At 69.6% G+C, this 15,797-nt stretch carries 14 protein-coding genes, 2 rRNA genes and 2 pseudogenes; 7 read left to right on the top strand and 11 right to left on the bottom strand.

From position 1 onward, the window contains the following. The 5 genes and pseudogenes from VGO10_RS11545 to murA all read right to left on the bottom strand — a co-directional run. A pseudogene (locus VGO10_RS11545) lies at nt 1-330 on the bottom strand (imidazoleglycerol-phosphate dehydratase); the annotation flags it as partial. Further along, complete coding sequence (hisD, locus tag VGO10_RS11540) at nt 327-1,583, bottom strand: histidinol dehydrogenase (RefSeq protein ID WP_327468381.1); 1,257 nt, start codon at nt 1,581-1,583, stop codon at nt 327-329. The pseudogene VGO10_RS11545 and the gene hisD, both read right to left, overlap by 4 nt. Beyond that, entirely contained in the window at nt 1,580-2,227 is a 648-nt protein-coding gene (hisG, locus tag VGO10_RS11535; protein WP_327468379.1) for an ATP phosphoribosyltransferase, read from the bottom strand. Before hisG ends, hisD begins: the two co-directional genes overlap by 4 nt. Then, nucleotides 2,224-3,165, bottom strand: a complete 942-nt coding sequence (locus VGO10_RS11530) for an ATP phosphoribosyltransferase regulatory subunit (RefSeq protein WP_327468377.1) — start codon at nt 3,163-3,165, stop codon at nt 2,224-2,226. The genes hisG and VGO10_RS11530 overlap by 4 nt, the downstream gene beginning before the upstream one ends. Nucleotides 3,166-3,228: 63 nt before the next feature. Next, a complete protein-coding gene (murA, locus tag VGO10_RS11525) occupies nt 3,229-4,530 on the bottom strand; it encodes a UDP-N-acetylglucosamine 1-carboxyvinyltransferase (RefSeq protein ID WP_327468375.1) in 1,302 nt (433 codons plus the stop codon). Nucleotides 4,531-4,594: 64 nt separating this feature from the next. Between murA and VGO10_RS11520 the strand changes: the two genes are divergently transcribed. Together VGO10_RS11520 and VGO10_RS11515 are read left to right on the top strand one after the other, a co-directional pair. Continuing rightward, nucleotides 4,595-5,197, top strand: a complete 603-nt coding sequence (locus VGO10_RS11520) for an HDIG domain-containing metalloprotein (RefSeq protein ID WP_327468373.1) — start codon at nt 4,595-4,597, stop codon at nt 5,195-5,197. Nucleotide 5,198: 1 nt separating this feature from the next. After that, nucleotides 5,199-6,419 (top strand): MFS transporter, encoded by a 1,221-nt coding sequence (locus tag VGO10_RS11515; RefSeq protein WP_327468371.1) that lies wholly within the window; start codon nt 5,199-5,201, stop codon nt 6,417-6,419. On the opposite strand, the gene VGO10_RS11510 is transcribed toward VGO10_RS11515, so the two are convergent. Then, entirely contained in the window at nt 6,401-6,739 is a 339-nt protein-coding gene (locus VGO10_RS11510) for a hypothetical protein (protein ID WP_327468369.1), read from the bottom strand. The two genes, VGO10_RS11515 and VGO10_RS11510, sit on opposite strands and share 19 nt — an antisense overlap. Before the next feature lie 59 nt (nt 6,740-6,798). Here VGO10_RS11510 and VGO10_RS11505 point away from each other — a divergent pair, with 59 nt between their 5' ends. The 5 genes and pseudogenes from VGO10_RS11505 to VGO10_RS11485 all read left to right on the top strand — a co-directional run. Continuing rightward, nucleotides 6,799-7,908: an isocitrate/isopropylmalate family dehydrogenase gene (locus VGO10_RS11505; RefSeq protein WP_327468367.1), complete on the top strand. Its 1,110-nt coding sequence runs from the start codon at nt 6,799-6,801 to the stop codon at nt 7,906-7,908. Between the two features lie 65 nt (nt 7,909-7,973). Continuing rightward, on the top strand, nt 7,974-8,936 hold the full coding sequence (locus VGO10_RS11500) for an NAD-dependent epimerase/dehydratase family protein (RefSeq protein WP_327468365.1): 963 nt from the start codon (nt 7,974-7,976) through the stop codon (nt 8,934-8,936). Continuing rightward, complete coding sequence (locus VGO10_RS11495) at nt 8,933-10,171, top strand: glycosyltransferase family 2 protein (RefSeq protein WP_327468383.1); 1,239 nt, start codon at nt 8,933-8,935, stop codon at nt 10,169-10,171. Before VGO10_RS11500 ends, VGO10_RS11495 begins: the two co-directional genes overlap by 4 nt. Beyond that, on the top strand, nt 10,161-10,793 hold the full coding sequence (locus tag VGO10_RS11490) for a class I SAM-dependent methyltransferase (protein ID WP_327468363.1): 633 nt from the start codon (nt 10,161-10,163) through the stop codon (nt 10,791-10,793). The genes VGO10_RS11495 and VGO10_RS11490 overlap by 11 nt, the downstream gene beginning before the upstream one ends. A gap of 103 nt (nt 10,794-10,896) precedes the next feature. Beyond that, a pseudogene (locus VGO10_RS11485) lies at nt 10,897-11,559 on the top strand (class I SAM-dependent methyltransferase); the annotation flags it as partial. 6 nt (nt 11,560-11,565) lie between these two features. Here VGO10_RS11485 and VGO10_RS11480 read toward each other — a convergent pair. The 5 genes from VGO10_RS11480 to VGO10_RS11460 all read right to left on the bottom strand — a co-directional run. Further along, on the bottom strand, nt 11,566-12,552 hold the full coding sequence (locus VGO10_RS11480; RefSeq protein ID WP_327468359.1) for a galactokinase: 987 nt from the start codon (nt 12,550-12,552) through the stop codon (nt 11,566-11,568). Then, nucleotides 12,549-13,523: an NAD-dependent epimerase/dehydratase family protein gene (locus VGO10_RS11475; RefSeq protein ID WP_327468356.1), complete on the bottom strand. Its 975-nt coding sequence runs from the start codon at nt 13,521-13,523 to the stop codon at nt 12,549-12,551. The genes VGO10_RS11480 and VGO10_RS11475 overlap by 4 nt, the downstream gene beginning before the upstream one ends. Nucleotides 13,524-13,532: 9 nt before the next feature. Then, nucleotides 13,533-14,243, bottom strand: a complete 711-nt coding sequence (locus VGO10_RS11470) for a transaldolase (protein ID WP_327468354.1) — start codon at nt 14,241-14,243, stop codon at nt 13,533-13,535. 816 nt (nt 14,244-15,059) lie between these two features. Beyond that, a 5S ribosomal RNA gene (rrf, locus tag VGO10_RS11465) occupies nt 15,060-15,176 on the bottom strand. A 77-nt stretch (nt 15,177-15,253) separates the two neighbouring features. Continuing rightward, nucleotides 15,254-15,797: ribosomal RNA gene (locus tag VGO10_RS11460) — 23S ribosomal RNA — on the bottom strand; the annotation flags it as partial.

Genomic DNA, 15,797 nt, shown 5'->3' with positions numbered 1-15,797 from the left:
GATATCGAGGGCGACGCTGGCGCGCGCCTCGTCCATCGGCACGACGGAGTGGCCGTAACGGAAGATGCCGACGCGGTCGCCGAGCGCCTGGTCGATGGCCTGGCCGAGCACGATCCCGGTGTCCTCGACGGTGTGGTGCGCGCCGGTCTGCAGGTCTCCGGTGACCTCGACCTGGAGGTCCAGACGGCCGTGGCGCGCCAGGAGGTCGAGCATGTGATCGAGGAAGCCGACGCCCGTCTCGCGGGTCCCGGCGCCATCGCCGTCGAGGCCGAGCGTCAGGCGGACGTCGGTCTCCTTGGTCTGGCGTGTGATCTCGGCGGTGCGCGTCATCCCGAGGGATTCTCGCGCACCCGCATCGACTCCGCGTGCCGGGTGAAGCCCTCGGCCTCCGCGACGGGCACGCCGGCCCGTGCCAGCGCGTCTGCCGCAGGGCCGATTCGGACCACGCTCATGCGTCGCCGGAAGGAGCGCGTCGAGAGCCCGGAGGTAAAGCGCGCGGCGCCGCCGGTGGGCAAGGTGTGGTTCGAGCCGGCCACGTAGTCGCCGAACGCGGTGCCGCTCTCACGGCCCACGAAGACGCAGCCCGCGCTGCGCACCCGGTCGGCAAGCGCCTCGGCGCCGGCGCCGACGAGCTCCAGATGCTCGGGCGCGAAGCCCTCGGCGACAGCGAGCCCCTCCTCGAGGTCGGCGGCCAGGACGACCGCCGCGGCGGCGTCGCCGTCGGGCTCGGCGGCCAGACGCGCGGCGACCGCATCGGCCAGCGGCGCGTCGTCGGTGACCAGCGCGACGACCGTCCCGGCACCATGCTCGGCCTGGGCCAGCAGGTCGACGACGACCAGTTCGGCGTCCACGTCGCCGGTGGCGAGGACCAAGACGTCAGAGGGTCCGGCGAAGCCGTCGATGCCCACGTCGCCTGAGACCTGGCGCTTGGCCTCCTGCACGTAGAGCGAGCCCGGGCCGGCGATGACATCCACGCGCGGAACGCTGTCGGTGCCGTAGGCGAAGGCGGCGATCGCGTGCGCGCCGCCCATGCGCCAGACCTCGTCGGCGCCGCACAGCGCGCAGGCCGCGAGGATCACCGGATGGGCGCCCGGCGCGCAGACGACGACCTCCTCGACGCCGGCGGCGCGAGCGGTCACGACGCCCATCACAACCGTCGACGGGTACGGGTTGCGCCCGCCTGGTGTGTAGACCGCCGCGCGGCGGACTGGCAGGTCGCGGATCGTGACGCTCTGCCCCTGGGGCAGCTCCACCGCCGTGTCGGCGGCCAGCCCGGCCTCGGCGACCGTGCGCACGTTGGCGATCGCGACCTCGAGGCCGGCACGGACCGCGGGATCGAGCTGCGCCAGCGCGGCGTCGAGCTCGGACTGCTCGACCCGGAGAGGGCCAGTGACCCCATCAAAACGCTCCACGTATTCGAGCAATGCCTGCTCACCGCGCGTGCGCACGGAGGCGACGATCTCGCTGACCGTGCCCGACACCGAGACACCGGCGGGCGTCAGCGCGCGCAGCGCATCGGCCGCGGCCCGCGCCTCGGACCCAGCCTCGCCCACGCCGTCGACGGTGAACCGCTCGACGTTCATGCGACGATCGCGCGCATGCGGCGCGTCAGCTCGTCGATGGCGGCCGACTTCAGCTTGTGGGCCACGGGATTGGCGATCAGGCGCGCGGTCGAGGTCATGATCTCCTCGCGGATGACCAGGCCGTTCTCGCGCAGGGTCGTGCCGGTGGCCGTCAGATCGACGATCGCCTCGACCAGACCGGTGAGCGGCGCCAGCTCCACCGACCCCTTGACCTCGACGATCTCGGCCGCCCGGCCGGTCTCCTCGAAGTAACGCGCGGCGATCCTGTAGTACTTGGTCGCGACCCGCATGACGCCCAGGCGCCGCAGGGCCTCGGCAGCCGGGTCGGGTTCGCCGTCGCCGACGGCGACCGTCGCGAAGACCATCCGGCACGGGCCGTAGCCGAGGTCAAGAACCTCGACGACCTCACGCTCGTCTTGCTCGGTCAAGACGTCCTTGCCGGTGATGCCCACGTCGGCGGCGCCGGCCTCGACATAGGTCGGCACGTCGGACGGACGCATGGTGACGATGCCGACGTCGCCGAAGAGCAGCTTGCGGTCGTTGGCACGCACCTCGGCGGTGTCGACGCCGACGGCGTCCAGGAGCTCCAGCGTCTCGCCCATCAGCGCGCCACGCGGAACGGCGATCGTCAGCGCCGGCGTCATGAAGCCCTCTCTTCGCCAGCCAGTGCGAGATGCAGCCGATCGACATGCAGCGCGAAGCCCACCGCCGGCATGGCCCGCCCGAAGCGCCCAAGCAGGTCGTCGTAGCGCCCGCCGCCGCCCAGCGGCTCGCCAAGCGCGGGATCGAGCACGTCGAAGACCGAGCCCGTGTAGTAGCCCAGCCCGCGCGCCAAGCCGAGGTCGAAGACGATCCGCTGCGCGACGTGCTCGGGCAGGTCGACGAAGATCGCGCGCAGGCCGTCGGCCTCGCCACCAGTGATCTCGTCGAGCACCTCGGAGCCGCCACGTAGCTGCGGGACGCGCAGCAGCGCCTCGTCCAGCCCGCGGCTGTCGACCTCGCGCTCCAGACGCACGAAGTCGCGCGCGGCCAGCGCGCCGAGCAGCACGTCGCCGACCTCCTCAGAGATCGCGAACGTCTGCAGCAGCGCCGGGTAGAGCGCGGCGCTGCCCAGCGCGATGCGGTAGCCGACCAGTCCGACGGCATCCAGCGCCTCGCACAGCACGGTCAACGCCTCGACGGTCCCGTCGGGCCCCGGCGCACCGACCAGCTCGATCCCAGCCTGCAGGAACTCGCGCATCTGGCCGCGGTGTGGGCGCACGCCGCGGTAGGCGTGGGCGAAGTAGGAGAAGCGCAGCGGCGGCTGCGCCTGCGCGTAGCGCGTGGCGACGACGCGCGCGATCGGCACCGTCATGTCCGGACGCAGCGCCATCACGTGACCGTGGTCGTCGAAGACCCGGTAGGCGGGATCGACGCCCGTCTCCCCACGCCGCAGGACCTCCTCGAACTCGAAGGTCGGCGTCCAGACCTCGCCGTATTCACGCCGCTCGAAGACCCCGCGCATCGCCTCGGTGATGGCGCGCAGCTCCCGCATCTCGTCGGGCAGGACGTCGCGCGTCCCGTTGGGGATCGGGTGGATCATCGGGCCCGCACCTTATGCGACCAATCGCCACACAAGATGCCCGCCCTGTGACGATGCGGCCTGCTACGCCAGCGCGGGTTGCTCCGCAACCCGTTCGATCGAGGCGCCGAGCTCCCGCAGGCGCTCGTCGATGCGCTCGTAGCCACGGTCGATCTGCCGGATGTTGCCGATCTCGGTCCGCCCCTCGGCACACAGCGCGGCCAGCAGGACCGCCATCCCGGCGCGGATGTCGGGCGACTCCACGCGCGCGGCGCGCAGCCGCCGCGGCCCGGTGACCAGTGCCCGATGCGGGTCGGCGATGAAGATGTTGGCGCCCATCGAGATCAGCTTGTCGCAGAAGAACAGCCGCGATTCGAACATCCACTCGTGGACGAGCACCTCGCCCTCGCTCTGCGTGGCCAGCGCGACGGCGATCGAGGTCAGGTCGGCGGGGAACGCGGGCCACGGCCCATCCTGGACCTTGGAGGTGTGCTCCCCCATGTCGCGCTCGACGACGAGCTTCTGACCGCCCGGGACGAGCACGTCGGCGCCATCGAGCTGCGTCTCCAGCCCGATCCGCTTGAAGACCAGGCGGATCATCCGCAGGTCATCGGGCTCGGTGTCCTTGATGCGGATCTCGCCGCCGGTCATCCCGGCCATCGCCATGAACGAGCCGATCTCGATGTGATCGGGCCCGATGTCGTGCGTCGTCCCCCCGAGGACGTCGGCCCCGGTGACGTGCAGGACGTTGGAGCCGATGCCGCGGATGTCGGCGCCCATCTTGACGAGCATGCGCGCGAGGTCGACGACGTGCGGCTCGCTGGCCGCATTGAAGATCTGGGTCTCGCCCGGCGTCAGCGCAGCGGCCAGCAAGGCGTTCTCGGTGCCCATGACCGACGGCTCGTCCATGAAGACCTCGCCGGCGCGCAGCTTGCCCGCCAGCACCAGGGACGTGTGGTCGTGACGCTCGACGCACGCGCCGAGCGCGCGGAAGGCATCGAGATGGGGATCGAGCCGGCGGCGGCCGATGACGTCGCCGCCGGGCGGCGGCATGTCGGCGCGGCCGAAGCGCGCCAGCAGCGGGCCGGCCAGCAGGAACGAGGCGCGGATGCGCGCCGACAGCCGCGGATCGACGAACGACTCGGCGGTGATCCCCGCAGCGCAGATCGCGACGTCGTGCTCGGCCTTCCACTCCACCGTCGCGCCGAGATGCTCGAGCAGGTCGAGCATCGCCTGCACGTCGCGGATGCGCGGCACATTGCGCACGACGACTTCCTCCGCGGTGAGCGCGGATGCGGCCAGACAGGGCAGGGCGGCGTTCTTGTTGCCGGCGGGAACGACGTTGCCGGACAACGGGATGCCCCCGTCGATGACGAACTTCTCCATGCGATCGAAACGCCCTGACGCGCCTTCGAAGGCCGTTGGCGGACGCTGGGTTAGGGTAACAGCCATGTCGTCGCAGCTTTCGCGGGCGGAGGCCTGGGACCTCCTGTCCGAATGGGTCGAGTCACCGTCACTGCGGAGGCACTGCCTTGCCGTTGAGGCCGCGATGGTCGGCTACGCCCGCAAGCTTGGCGCCGACGAACAGGCCTGGGCGGTCGCCGGGCTGCTGCACGACGCCGACTACGAGCGCTTCTCCGATATGGACGACACGGAGAACGGCCACCCCCGCACCATCTTGAGGTACTTGCGCGAGCGCGACGTCGATCCCGAGATCGTCGACGCGATCGCCGGCCACGCGACGTTCCTCAACGTGCCGCGCGAGAGCGACATGGCCAAGACGCTCTTTGCCGTCGATGAGCTGTCGGGCTTCATCGTCGCCTGCGCCTACGTGCGGCCCGAGGGCATCCACGGAATGACGCCCAAGTCCGTCAAGAAGAAGCTCAAGACCCCGGCCTTCGCCGCCGCGGTCAACCGCGACGAGGTCCGCGAGGGCGCCGAGGCGCTGGGCGTCGACTTCGACGAGCACGTCGCGTTCGTCATCGCCGCGCTCGAGGAGCGCGCCGACGAGCTCGAGCTCCACGGCAAGAGCGCCGAGCCAGACCCTGCCTGAGATGGGCCCGCGCGAGCGCTACGCGCGGGTGCTCCGCGCACCGCACGTGCGCGCGCTGCTGCTGGCCGAGATCCCGATGCGGCTGCCGATCGGGATCAACGGCCTGGCGATCGTCCTCTTCCTGCGCGAGCACACCGGCTCCTATGCGGCGGCGGGCGCCGTGGCCGCGGGGTTTGGGATAGCGCTCGGGCTGAGCTCGCCGCTGCTCGGCCGGATCATCGACCACCGCGGGCTGCGCCAGACCGTCGTGCCGCTGGCGCTGGCCCACGCTGTGGCAATGGGCGCGCTGGTCGCCTGCGGGCTGGCCGATGCGCCCGTCGCCCTGCTGGTCGCACTCGCCGCGGCGGCAGGCGCGTTCATCCCGCCGCTGGGCTCGATCTCGCGCGCCATGTGGCCGCGCCTGCTGCGCGACGAGGACCCCGGCCTGCTGTCGACCGCGCTGGCGATGGAGGGCGTCCTGATCGAGCTCATCTTCGTCGCCGGCCCGCTGCTCACCGCGTTGTTGTCGGCCTTGCTCGACCCGGCCGCGGCGCTGATCCTCTCTCCGGCGCTGTTGTTGGTGGGGTTGGCCCTCTTTTTGATGCAGCCGCCCGTCCGCACGTGGGTGATCTCCGAAGACGCGGGCAGCCACGGGGCGCTGGGCGCCCTGCGCTCACCGGGGATCCAGACGCTCGTGCTCTGCACGCTGCCGATGGGCTTCTGCTTCGGGGCGATGGAGGTGACGCTGCCGGCCTTCAGCGAGGACCACGGCGCGCGCGGGCTGGCGGGCGTCCTGGTCGCGGTGTGGTCGCTGGGCAGCGCGGCCGGCGGCCTGCTTTACGGCGCGTGGCACTGGTCCGGACCGCCGGCGCGCCGCTATGCGCGCCTGGCGGCGCTCTTGCCGATCGGCTACCTGCCGCTGGCGCTCGCGCCCTCGATGGGCGTGATGTACGTGCTCGCCCTGCTGGCCGGGCTGTGCATCGCGCCGACGCTGACGGCCGGCAACCAGATCGCCGGCGACGTCGCGCCGAGCGGCGCCGAGACCGAGGCCTACACCTGGCCGGTCACCTCGCTGGTGGTTGGGCTGGCGATCGGCAACTGGTCGGCGGGCGCGATCGTCGAGGCCGCCGACTGGCAGGCCGCGTTCCTGGTCTCGGCCGGCGGCGCGGCGCTGAGCGCGGTGCTGGCCGCGGCGCGCTGGCGGACGCTGCAGCCGGGTCCGCGCTACGAAGCCGTCTTGTAGCGGCCGCCGCCCTTGGCCCACTCGTGCAGGTGCTCGATGCGGCAGAAGGCGTCGCCGATGCGGTGCTGGCCGCGATGGCGGACGACGAGCACGCGCTCGACCCCGAGCACATCGCCGCAGAGCGCGCAGCGACCGAGCGCGTCGTCGGGGTCGCCGGTCGGGACGATCTGACCCGATGCCCAGACAGTGCCCTGGATGATCCACGGCACGATGTGCTCCAGGCGGCAGAAGACCGCCTTGTGGCCCTCCTCGGGCTCGGCGACGCGAAAGCCGTCGTCGTCGGGGACCGCCGTGCCACACCAGGTGCAGTGCTCGGGCATCGCTGGCACGAGAGTAACCGCGCGCGAGGAGGTCCGCACAACGGGCTACCTTCCAGGGCGTGGCCACCGAACCGCTGACGATCACCATCCTCGAGGGCGACGAGACCGGGCAGGAGTTGCTCGACCAGGCGCTCCGGGTCCTGGACCCCGAGGTCATCGAGCTGCCGATCGAGCTCGAGCGCTACGACCTGTCGCTCGAAAAGCGTCGCGAGACCGGCAACCAGGTCGTCGAGGATGCGGCGACCGCGATGCGCGCCTCGGGCCTCGGGATCAAGGCCGCGACGATCACGCCCGAGGGCAAGGACGACGTCGGCTCGCCCAACCGCATCGTGCGCGAGGGCGTCGACGGCAAGGTCATCATCCGCACCGGCCGGCGCATCCCGGGGATCAACCCCGTCGCCGGCGTGTACCTTCCGATCTCGGTCGTCCGCATGGCCGTCGACGACGCCTACGGCGCCAAGCAGTGGCGTGAAGGCACCGAGGGTGGCGCCGACGAGATCGCCTACCGGACCGAGAAGATCTCGCGGTCGACCTGCAGCGCGGTCGCCGAGTACGCGTTCCGGACCGCGAAGCGGCTGAACGGCAAGGTCTACGGCGGCCCGAAGTGGACGGTCTCCCCCGTCTACGAGGGGATGCTCAAGGAGGAGATGGACGCCGCCGCCGCGCGCCATCCCGACGTCTGGTACCAGCCGGTGCTGATCGACGCGACCTACGCGGGGTTGATCTCGGGCGCCGCGGACTCCCCGCTCGTGATCCCAGCGCTCAACCGCGACGGCGACTGCCTGTCGGATCTCGTCATGCCGATGTTCGGCTCGATCGCCGGAGCCGAGTCGGTGCTGCTCGCCTTCGACGAGGATCTGCGTCCCACGGTCGCGATGGCCGAGGCGCCCCACGGCACCGCGCCCGCGCTCCAGGGGAAGGACATCGCCAACCCGATGGCCATGATCCTGGCCTGCGGCGCGGTCCTCCACTACGCGGCCGAGAAGGGCCACGCCGGCGCCGAGCGCGCCTCGCGCGCGATCTACGAGGCCGTCCTGGAGGCGACCGCGCGCGGCGTCCGCACCCACGACCTCGGCGGCGCGGCCGGGACCACGGAGTTCACCGACGACGTCATCGGGCGCGTGCGCACGAAGATGGACGTCTGGTCCTCGCTGGGCTCCACCGCCTAGCCAACCGCTGACAGTACGGCAGAAATCCGTGCGGCGTAATCCCGCCACGCGTAGCCTGCCCTCCCATGACGAGGACCTTCATCGCGGGCGGTGCAGGGTTCATCGGAAGCCACGTCACGCGGCGGCTTCTGAGCGATCCGGAGCAAGAAGTAGTGGTCTTCGACAACCTGTCATCAGGGACTCGGGCCTACCTCGACGACGTGCTCGACCACGATCGCCTGACGCTCATCGTCGGCGACCTCCAGGACCTCGATGCGACCGTCGCCGCGATCGAGGGCTGCGAGCGTATGTTCCTCTTCGCGGCCAATCCGGACATCGCCAAGGCGGTGACCGAGCCGTCGATCGACTTCTGGCAGGGCAGCTACCTGACCAACAACGCGATCGAGGCCGCCCGCATGGCCGGCGTGCGCAAGATCGTGTACTCCTCGGGCTCCGGCGTCTACGGCGATCGTGGCGAGGAGGCCGTCCGCGAGGACGCCGGCGCGATGCACCCCGTCTCCACCTACGGCGCGAGCAAGCTCGCCTGCGAGGCGCTGATGTCGGCCTACTCGCACATGTTCGGCCTCGACGTCGTCGTCTTCCGCTTCGCCAACGTCGTCGGCCCACGCCAGACCCACGGCGTCACCTACGACTTCGTCCGCCGGCTGCTCGAGGACCCGTCCCACCTCACGATCCTCGGCGACGGCCAGCAGAGCAAGTCCTACATCCACGTCTCCGACGTGGTCGACGCCATGCTGACTCTGGCCAACACTGACCGCCTCCCGTTCGACGTGTTCAACGCGGGGACGTTGGACTACGTAACCGTTCAAGAAATCGCCGACCTTTGTTGTCAGCGCCTCGGCCTCAGCGACGTGGCCTATGAGTTCACCGGCGGCACGCGCGGCTGGAAGGGCGACGTGCCGGTCGTGCGCTTCAGCTCTGACAAGCTCCGCACGCTGGGCTGGACCAACGCCTACACCTCGCGTGAGGCGCTGATCGACTCGATCGACCACAACATCGCCGAAGCCGGTGCGGGAGTGCTGTCCTGACCGCCCTGGCGACAGTCCCCCAGGACCCCGAGCTCGAGCTGCTCGTCCCCGACGACGACGTCCAGGACCCGGTCCTCTCGATCGTCATCCCGGCGCTCAACGAGTCGCTGACGATCCAGGACTTCATCGCGTGGTGCCACGAAGGGCTGACCGACGCGAAGATCAAGGGCGAGATCCTCATCATCGACAGCTCCACCGACGACACGCCGCAGCTGGCGGTCGCCGCCGGGGCACGCGTCCTGCGCACGCCCAAGCGCGGGCTGGGCCGCGCCTACATGGATGCGCTCCCCTACATCCGCGGCGAGTGGATCGTCATGGGCGACGCGGACTGCACCTATGACTTCCGCCGGCTCGCGCCCTTCGTCGAGCGCTTCCAGGCCGGCGATGAGTACGCCATGGGCTCGCGCTGGAAGGGCTCGATCGAGCCCGGCGCCATGCCGCGCCTGCATCAGTACTTCGGCACCCCGTTCACCACGTGGATCCTCAACCGCCTGTACTCCAGCCGGTTCTCAGACATCCACTGCGGCATGCGCGGGATCACGAAGGAGGCGCTGACTCGCATGGACCTGCAGTCGCAGTCCTGGGAGTACGCATCGGAGATGGTCCTCAAGTCGGTGCACTTGCATCTGCGCACCTCCGAGGTGCCGGTGCGCTTCTTCAAGGACCGCGAAGGGCGCGTCAGCCACCACAAGCGCATGGGCTGGTTCTCGCCCTGGCAGGCGGCGTGGATCAACCTGCGCGCGATGTTCATCTACGGGTCGCAGTTCTTCGTCTTCAAGCCCGGCCTGCTCCTGCTCGCGCTCGGCCTGCTGATCACGGTCCCGCTGGCCGGCGGACCGATCTCGGTTGGCCCGGTGGAGCTCTCGCTCTACTGGGCGATGCTCGGCCTCGTGCTGACGCTGATCGGTCTGACCAGCGTGTTGATGGGGGCCGTGGCGCAGGTGCTCTTCGACTACACCGGCGAGGCGAAACGCCGATGGAGCCGGATCCTGCCCTACACGCGCACGGTCCTGCTGTCGGGCGGGGTGTTCGTGGGCGGCATCGCGTTGACGATCCCGTTGGTGGTGTCCTACCTCTCCAACGACTACAGGCTCGGCCAGCCCTCCGACCTGGAGAACCACATGGCGATCACCGGGTTCACCGCGATGCTGAGCGGCTTCCTGCTGTTCGCGTTCACGCTGCTGCTGCACGGCGCGATGGTCGCCACGAGCCGGCGAGACGCACTTGAGCGCTGAGGTCACCACCCGAACGGGCTCCTATGGACAGCACACTGGGTCGACGCCGGTCGATCGCTTCGGGGTCTGGCTGAGCAGCCTGGCCGTGCGTCGCCACGGCGAGTTCACCGGCCGGCGCGTCGCCGATCTCGGCTGTGGCTACAACGCGTCGTTCACGCGCACGCTGCTCGATCAGGCGTCCTCGGCGCTGCTCGTCGACCTCGCGCTGGCCGATGACCTCAAGCGCCACCCGCGCGTGGAGGCCATCGAGGGCTCGCTGGCAGACGTCCTGCCCACGCTCGAGAGCGCGTCGCTGGACACCGTCCTCTGCCTCTCGGTGCTCGAGCACATCTGGGAGCCGCAGGCGGCGCTCATCGAGATCCGGCGCATCCTGGCGCCCGGCGGCATCGCCCTGCTCAACGTGCCGGCCTGGCGCGGCAAGTGGTTCCTCGAGCTCGCGGCCTTCCGGCTGGGCGTCAGCCCGGCCGAGGAGATGGACGATCACAAGTGCTACTACGACCCGCGCGATCTGTGGCCGATGCTCGTGCGCGCCGGGTTTCGCCCCGGCCAGATCCACTGCAAGCGCCACAAGTTCGGACTCAACACCTTCGCGGCGTGCCGCGCGCCGAGGGAGCCAGCATGAGCGACGGCGTCGTCTCCGTCGACAGCGACAACTGGGATCAGCACTGGGATGACTACGCGGGGCGGCCGAGGAGAACCCGGCACAACTCTACCGGCGCCGGGTCGCGTTGAAGCTGCTCGAGGCCGACGGAAGGCCGCGCCGGCTGGTGGACATCGGCAGCGGGCTCGGCGACTTCCTGCTCATAGCCTCTGAGCGCTGGCCGCAGGCCGAGCTGCTCGGCCTCGAACCCAGCGAGGTGGGCGTGCGCCGCTCGCAGGGCAAGGTGCCGCGGTCGCGGTTCATCGCCGGCGACATCATGGCCGACGTCGAGGTCCCTGCCGACCTCGAGCACTGGGCGACCCACGCCGTCTGCTCCGAGGTCCTCGAGCACGTCGACGACGACGTCGCGCTGCTGGCCGCCTCGACCCGGCTCATGGCCCCCGGCTGCCGCCTGGTCGTCACCGTCCCTGGCGGGACGATGTCGGCCTTTGACCGCCACATCGGCCACCGCCGTCACTACACGCCGACGTCGCTGGCGACGGCGCTGCGCCTGGCCGGTTACGAGGTCGAGACAACCGCCGGCGCCGGCTTCCCGTTCTTCAACGTGTACCGCCGCCTGGTGATCGCGCGCGGCGAACGGCTCGTCGAGGACGTCCGCTCCGGCGGCGGCGCGCCGGTCGGCGCCGCGCGCCTTGCCATGGCCGCGTTCCGGCCGCTCTTTCGCCTCAACGCGATGAGCTCGCCGTGGGGCGTGCAGATCATCGGCGTGGCACGCGCACCGCGCTGAGCGCGCTTAGTTGTACTCGTTGCCGATCGCGCCCTGGAACTCGAAGTCGAAGGGCAGCTCGGAGGCGCCGGCTGCGGCCATCGCCTGGCGGGTGTCCTCCGGGCGCTGGGCGTAGATCAGCAGGAACCCGCCGCCGCCGGCCCCGACGAGCTTGCCGCCCAGGGCGCCCGAGCGGCGCGCCAGCGTGTAGAGCGTGTCGATGCGCTCGCCGGTCATGCCCGGTGAACGCCGGCGCTTGTTCTCCCAGTGCTCGTGCATCAGCTCGGCGTAGCTCTCCAGGTCGCCGGACTCCAGCAGGCCGCGGCTGCGCAGGCCCATCTCCTTGGTGCGATGGAGGTTCTCCACCATCTCGTTGTCGCTCGCGGCCGTGCGCGTCACTTGATCGGCCAGGATCTTCGACGCCGACCGCGCCTCGCCGGTGTAGAAGAGCAGCAGGTTGTTGCGCAGCTTGCGCAGCGTAGTCTCTTCAAGCTCGAGCGGCTCGACCTTCACCGTCCCGTCGGCATTGAAGGTGTAGGCGCAGATCCCGCCGTGGGCCGAGACGTACTGGTCCTGCTTGCCCACGGGCTCCTCGAGGATGTCGAGCTCGATCTCACACGCCGCCTCGGCGAGGTCGCCGGGGGTCACCGACTGGCGCTTGGCCAGCGCCAGGCCCTTGATCAGACAGACCGTGAACGCACCCGAGGAGCCCATGCCGGTGCCGGCCGGCACGTCGGCGACGACGGCGATCTCCAGCGGGTTGCCGGTCCAGTGCTTGCGGATCGTCTCGCGGAAGATGGGGTGCTTGATCTCTGCGGGCGTGTCGACCTCTTCGGTCTCGGAGTACTTCATGCGGTACCGCTTCTGAAAGACGGTGTGGGTCAGCATGTAGACGTACTTGTCGATCGACCCGCTCAACAGGTACCCGCCATGCTCGCCGTAGTACGAGGGCAGATCGGTCCCACCACCGCCCAGCGAGATGCGTAGCGGGGCACGGCTGAAGATGACGCTCACGAGTGCGAAGGCTCCTGGTCGAAGACGATGGCGGGCTCGGCCTCAAACCACTCCAGCGTGCGCGCGATCGCGTCGCGGATGGTGAGGGTCGGTGCCCAACCGAGCGAGCGGATCCGCTCGGTGTCGAGGTGGATGAGTGGCGAGTCGCCGGCCCAGCCGCGGTCCCCGCCGGATTTCTGGACCTCCGGCGTCAGTCCCAGGCGCGCGGTGATCGTCGCGACCGACTCGTCGACGGTGACGGTCTCGTCGGTGGCCAGGTTGTAGACGTAGGCCCCGGGGTCGTCGCCGTGGTGGGCAGCGGCCGTGAGCATCGCCTCCACGCAGTCCTGCACGTAGAGGTAGCTCTTGGTCTGCCGGCCGTCGCCGAGGACCTGCAGCCGCGTCGGATCGGCCTTCAACGCGCGGTAGAAGTCGATGACGTGGCCATGCGTGTAACGCTCGCCGAGCACGGAGACAAAGCGGAAGATCAGCCCCGTGAAGCCCAGGCCGTGCGCGTAAGCGCCGATCATGCCCTCCCCCGCCACCTTCGAGGCGCCGTAGAGCGAGGTCTGGATCGGAAACGGACCGTCCTCCCTTGTCGGGACGATCGGCGCGTCGCCGTAGACCGAGCCCGTCGAGGAGAAGCAGATGCGCTTCGCACCCACGGCACGCATGGCCTCCAGCACGTCGGACGTCGCGATCGTGTTCTGCTCGAGGTCGCGCCGCGGGTTCTCGAGGCCGTGGCGTACGTCGGCGTTGGCCTGCAGATGAAAGACCGTGTCGCACCCGTCGATGGCCTCGCCGAGCAGCGCGCCGTCCAGCACGTCGCCTTCGAAGAGCTCGGCACCACGCTGCAGCGCGTCGACGATGAACTCACGCCGGCCGGTCCGGAAGTCGTCGAGAATGGCGACATCGACGCCCTCGTCGAGGAGGCGGTCAGCCACGGTGCTGCCGATGAACCCGGCGCCGCCGGTGATGAGGACGCGCTCCATGCGCGAGACCTAGAGCGTGAAGCCGGCGGCCGCTGCGTCGCGATGGAACATCTGCACCGTCTCCAGCGAGAACTGGTCGAGGTCCTTGCCCAGGCTTCTGACCTTCGGCAGCAGGTCGTGGGTCATGGTGATGATGTGGCAGCCGACCTGGTCGGCCTGAACCAGGTTGAGCACCTCGCGCGGGCTCGCCCAGATGAGCTCGGCGCGCGGCGCGGCCGCCATGATGTCGACCGACCGCTGCATGATCGGGATGGGATCGACGCCGGCGTCGGCGATACGACCCGCGAAGACCGAGATGCACGAGGGCGCGCCATCGGCCACCGCCACCGTGATCAACTCGACCTGCGCCGTGGTGAACAGCGCCGTGACGTTGACCTGCACACCATCTTCTGAGAGCTCGCGCACCAGCGGGGCCATCGAGACCCCAGCCGTCGTCGTGATGGGCACCTTGACGTAGACGTTGGGTCCCCAGGCCGCCAACTTCTTGGCCTGGCGCCGGATCTCGGCCTCATCGTCGGCGAAGACCTCGAAGGACACCGGCTTGTCGCGAATCTGCTCCAGCAGCCGCTGGGCAAAGTCGGCGTAGTCCGTCAGCCCGGCCTTCCACATCAACGTCGGGTTCGTGGTGAAACCCTTGATGAGCGGGTCAGCGGCGAGGCGCAGGATGCTGTCCAGGTCCGCGCCGTCCGCGAAGACCTTCGTCGAGATGCGATCAAGCATGCGTGAAACCTCGCTGGTCTCTGAGTCGGGACAAGACGTCCCTCATCATGAACACGCCGACCCCCCTGTGGGAGAAAGCTTGGGTGCCAGAGCGGCATGCCGCTGCAAGATCGGCTGCAGGATCGGCGCCGAACTTTCCCGCTGTAGAGCCAAATATCGCGCACATTGCGGGGCGAACACCTGTTCTTGCGACGTCCGTCCGACGGACGTTCTAGCTTTGCGAACACATGTTCTCCTCTACCGCAGATCCCCGGCCGGCCAAGCGCTCTCTGCGCGACGCCATCCGGCGTGCCGCCGACCTGGTCGTCGCCTTCGCCACGCTCGCAGATGAGCTGCCGCCGCGCGACCACGCCGACGACCTCGCGGAGGCCCATCCTCACCGCCGTCCGCTCCGCGCGTCCTCACGCGCGGGCCGGCCAGGCGGGGTGCCTTCACGAGCGCACTCCTGCACGACGCCAGTGGCCTCACGCCCGCAGCGTCGCAGCAGGACTTCCAGCGTGCGGTAATTCCTCAGCAGCATCCGCGCCCAGCTGGGAGGCAAGGGCGCCGGAGACATGAACAAGCGAGCGGGCCGCCACCAGGCGGCCCGCGGCGCGCTAAAGACCGCTCGCCGGCAGCCCGAGAACACGAGCAGTTGACGGGAGAAGCGCCTGGAGCGGGCCACCGCCAGCCGGCCCTCGGCCTCCCGGTGGGCCTCTTTGCAGACGCCTGCCGTCCGCAGGCGGGCCCGCGGGCCCACGCCGCCACTCGCCCGCCTACGCGAAGCCAGGCCACAACGACAACGAGCCGCCCCGAAGGGCGGCTCGTGTGACATTAAACCGGCGGCGTCCTACTCTCCCGGGCCCTTGCGAGCCAAGTACCATCGGCGCTGTGGGGCTTAACTGCTCTGTTCGGAATGGGAAGAGGTGTTTCCCCCACGCCAAAGCCACCGGAAATCTACGAGAGATCCCGGCGGCCCCTCAAAACCGCACAGCCCACCACATGTGTAATTCACGACGAAGTAAAAATAAACCGTCAAGCCCTCGAGCCATTAGTACCAGTCTCCTTCACGCGTTACCGCGCGTCCAGATCTGGCCTATCAACCTGGTGGTCTCCCAGGGCTCTTACTCCCTCAAGGGGATGGGAGAGCTCATCTTGAGGCTGGCTTCCCGCTTAGATGCCTTCAGCGGTTATCCAATCCGCACGTAGCTAACCTGCTATGCCGTTGGCACGACAACAGATACACCAGAGGTGCGTTCACCCCGGTCCTCTCGTACTAGGGGCAAATCCTCTCAACTCTCCAACGCCCACGGCAGATAGGGACCGAACTGTCTCACGACGTTCTGAACCCAGCTCGCGTACCGCTTTAATGGGCGAACAGCCCAACCCTTGGGACCTACTTCAGCCCCAGGATGCGACGAGCCGACATCGAGGTGCCAAACCGGGCCGTCGATGTGGACTCTTGGGCCCGATAAGCCTGTTATCCCCGGAGTACCTTTTGTCCGTTGAGCGACGGCGCTTCCACTTGCTACCGCCGGATCACTAAGGCCTGCTTTCGCACCTGCTCGACCTGTC

This window comes from Baekduia sp., assembly GCF_035996765.1.
Taxonomy (GTDB): Bacteria; Actinomycetota; Thermoleophilia; order Solirubrobacterales; family Solirubrobacteraceae; genus Baekduia.
The sequence above is the reverse complement of the archived record's forward strand: the minus strand, read 5'-3'. Positions and strand labels throughout refer to the sequence as shown.

What these genes read in the sequence shown, in the direction of transcription:
- hisD (WP_327468381.1), bottom strand. Translation starts at nt 1,583, where the DNA reads ATGAACGTCGAGCGGTTCACCGTCGACGGCGTGGGCGAGGCTGGGTCC.
- hisG (WP_327468379.1), bottom strand. Translation starts at nt 2,227, where the DNA reads ATGACGCCGGCGCTGACGATCGCCGTTCCGCGTGGCGCGCTGATGGGC.
- VGO10_RS11530 (WP_327468377.1), bottom strand. Translation starts at nt 3,165, where the DNA reads ATGATCCACCCGATCCCCAACGGGACGCGCGACGTCCTGCCCGACGAG.
- murA (WP_327468375.1), bottom strand. Translation starts at nt 4,530, where the DNA reads ATGGAGAAGTTCGTCATCGACGGGGGCATCCCGTTGTCCGGCAACGTC.
- VGO10_RS11520 (WP_327468373.1), top strand. Translation starts at nt 4,595, where the DNA reads ATGTCGTCGCAGCTTTCGCGGGCGGAGGCCTGGGACCTCCTGTCCGAA.
- VGO10_RS11515 (WP_327468371.1), top strand. Translation starts at nt 5,199, where the DNA reads ATGGGCCCGCGCGAGCGCTACGCGCGGGTGCTCCGCGCACCGCACGTG.
- VGO10_RS11510 (WP_327468369.1), bottom strand. Translation starts at nt 6,739, where the DNA reads ATGCCCGAGCACTGCACCTGGTGTGGCACGGCGGTCCCCGACGACGAC.
- VGO10_RS11500 (WP_327468365.1), top strand. Translation starts at nt 7,974, where the DNA reads ATGACGAGGACCTTCATCGCGGGCGGTGCAGGGTTCATCGGAAGCCAC.
- VGO10_RS11475 (WP_327468356.1), bottom strand. Translation starts at nt 13,523, where the DNA reads ATGGAGCGCGTCCTCATCACCGGCGGCGCCGGGTTCATCGGCAGCACC.
- VGO10_RS11470 (WP_327468354.1), bottom strand. Translation starts at nt 14,243, where the DNA reads ATGCTTGATCGCATCTCGACGAAGGTCTTCGCGGACGGCGCGGACCTG.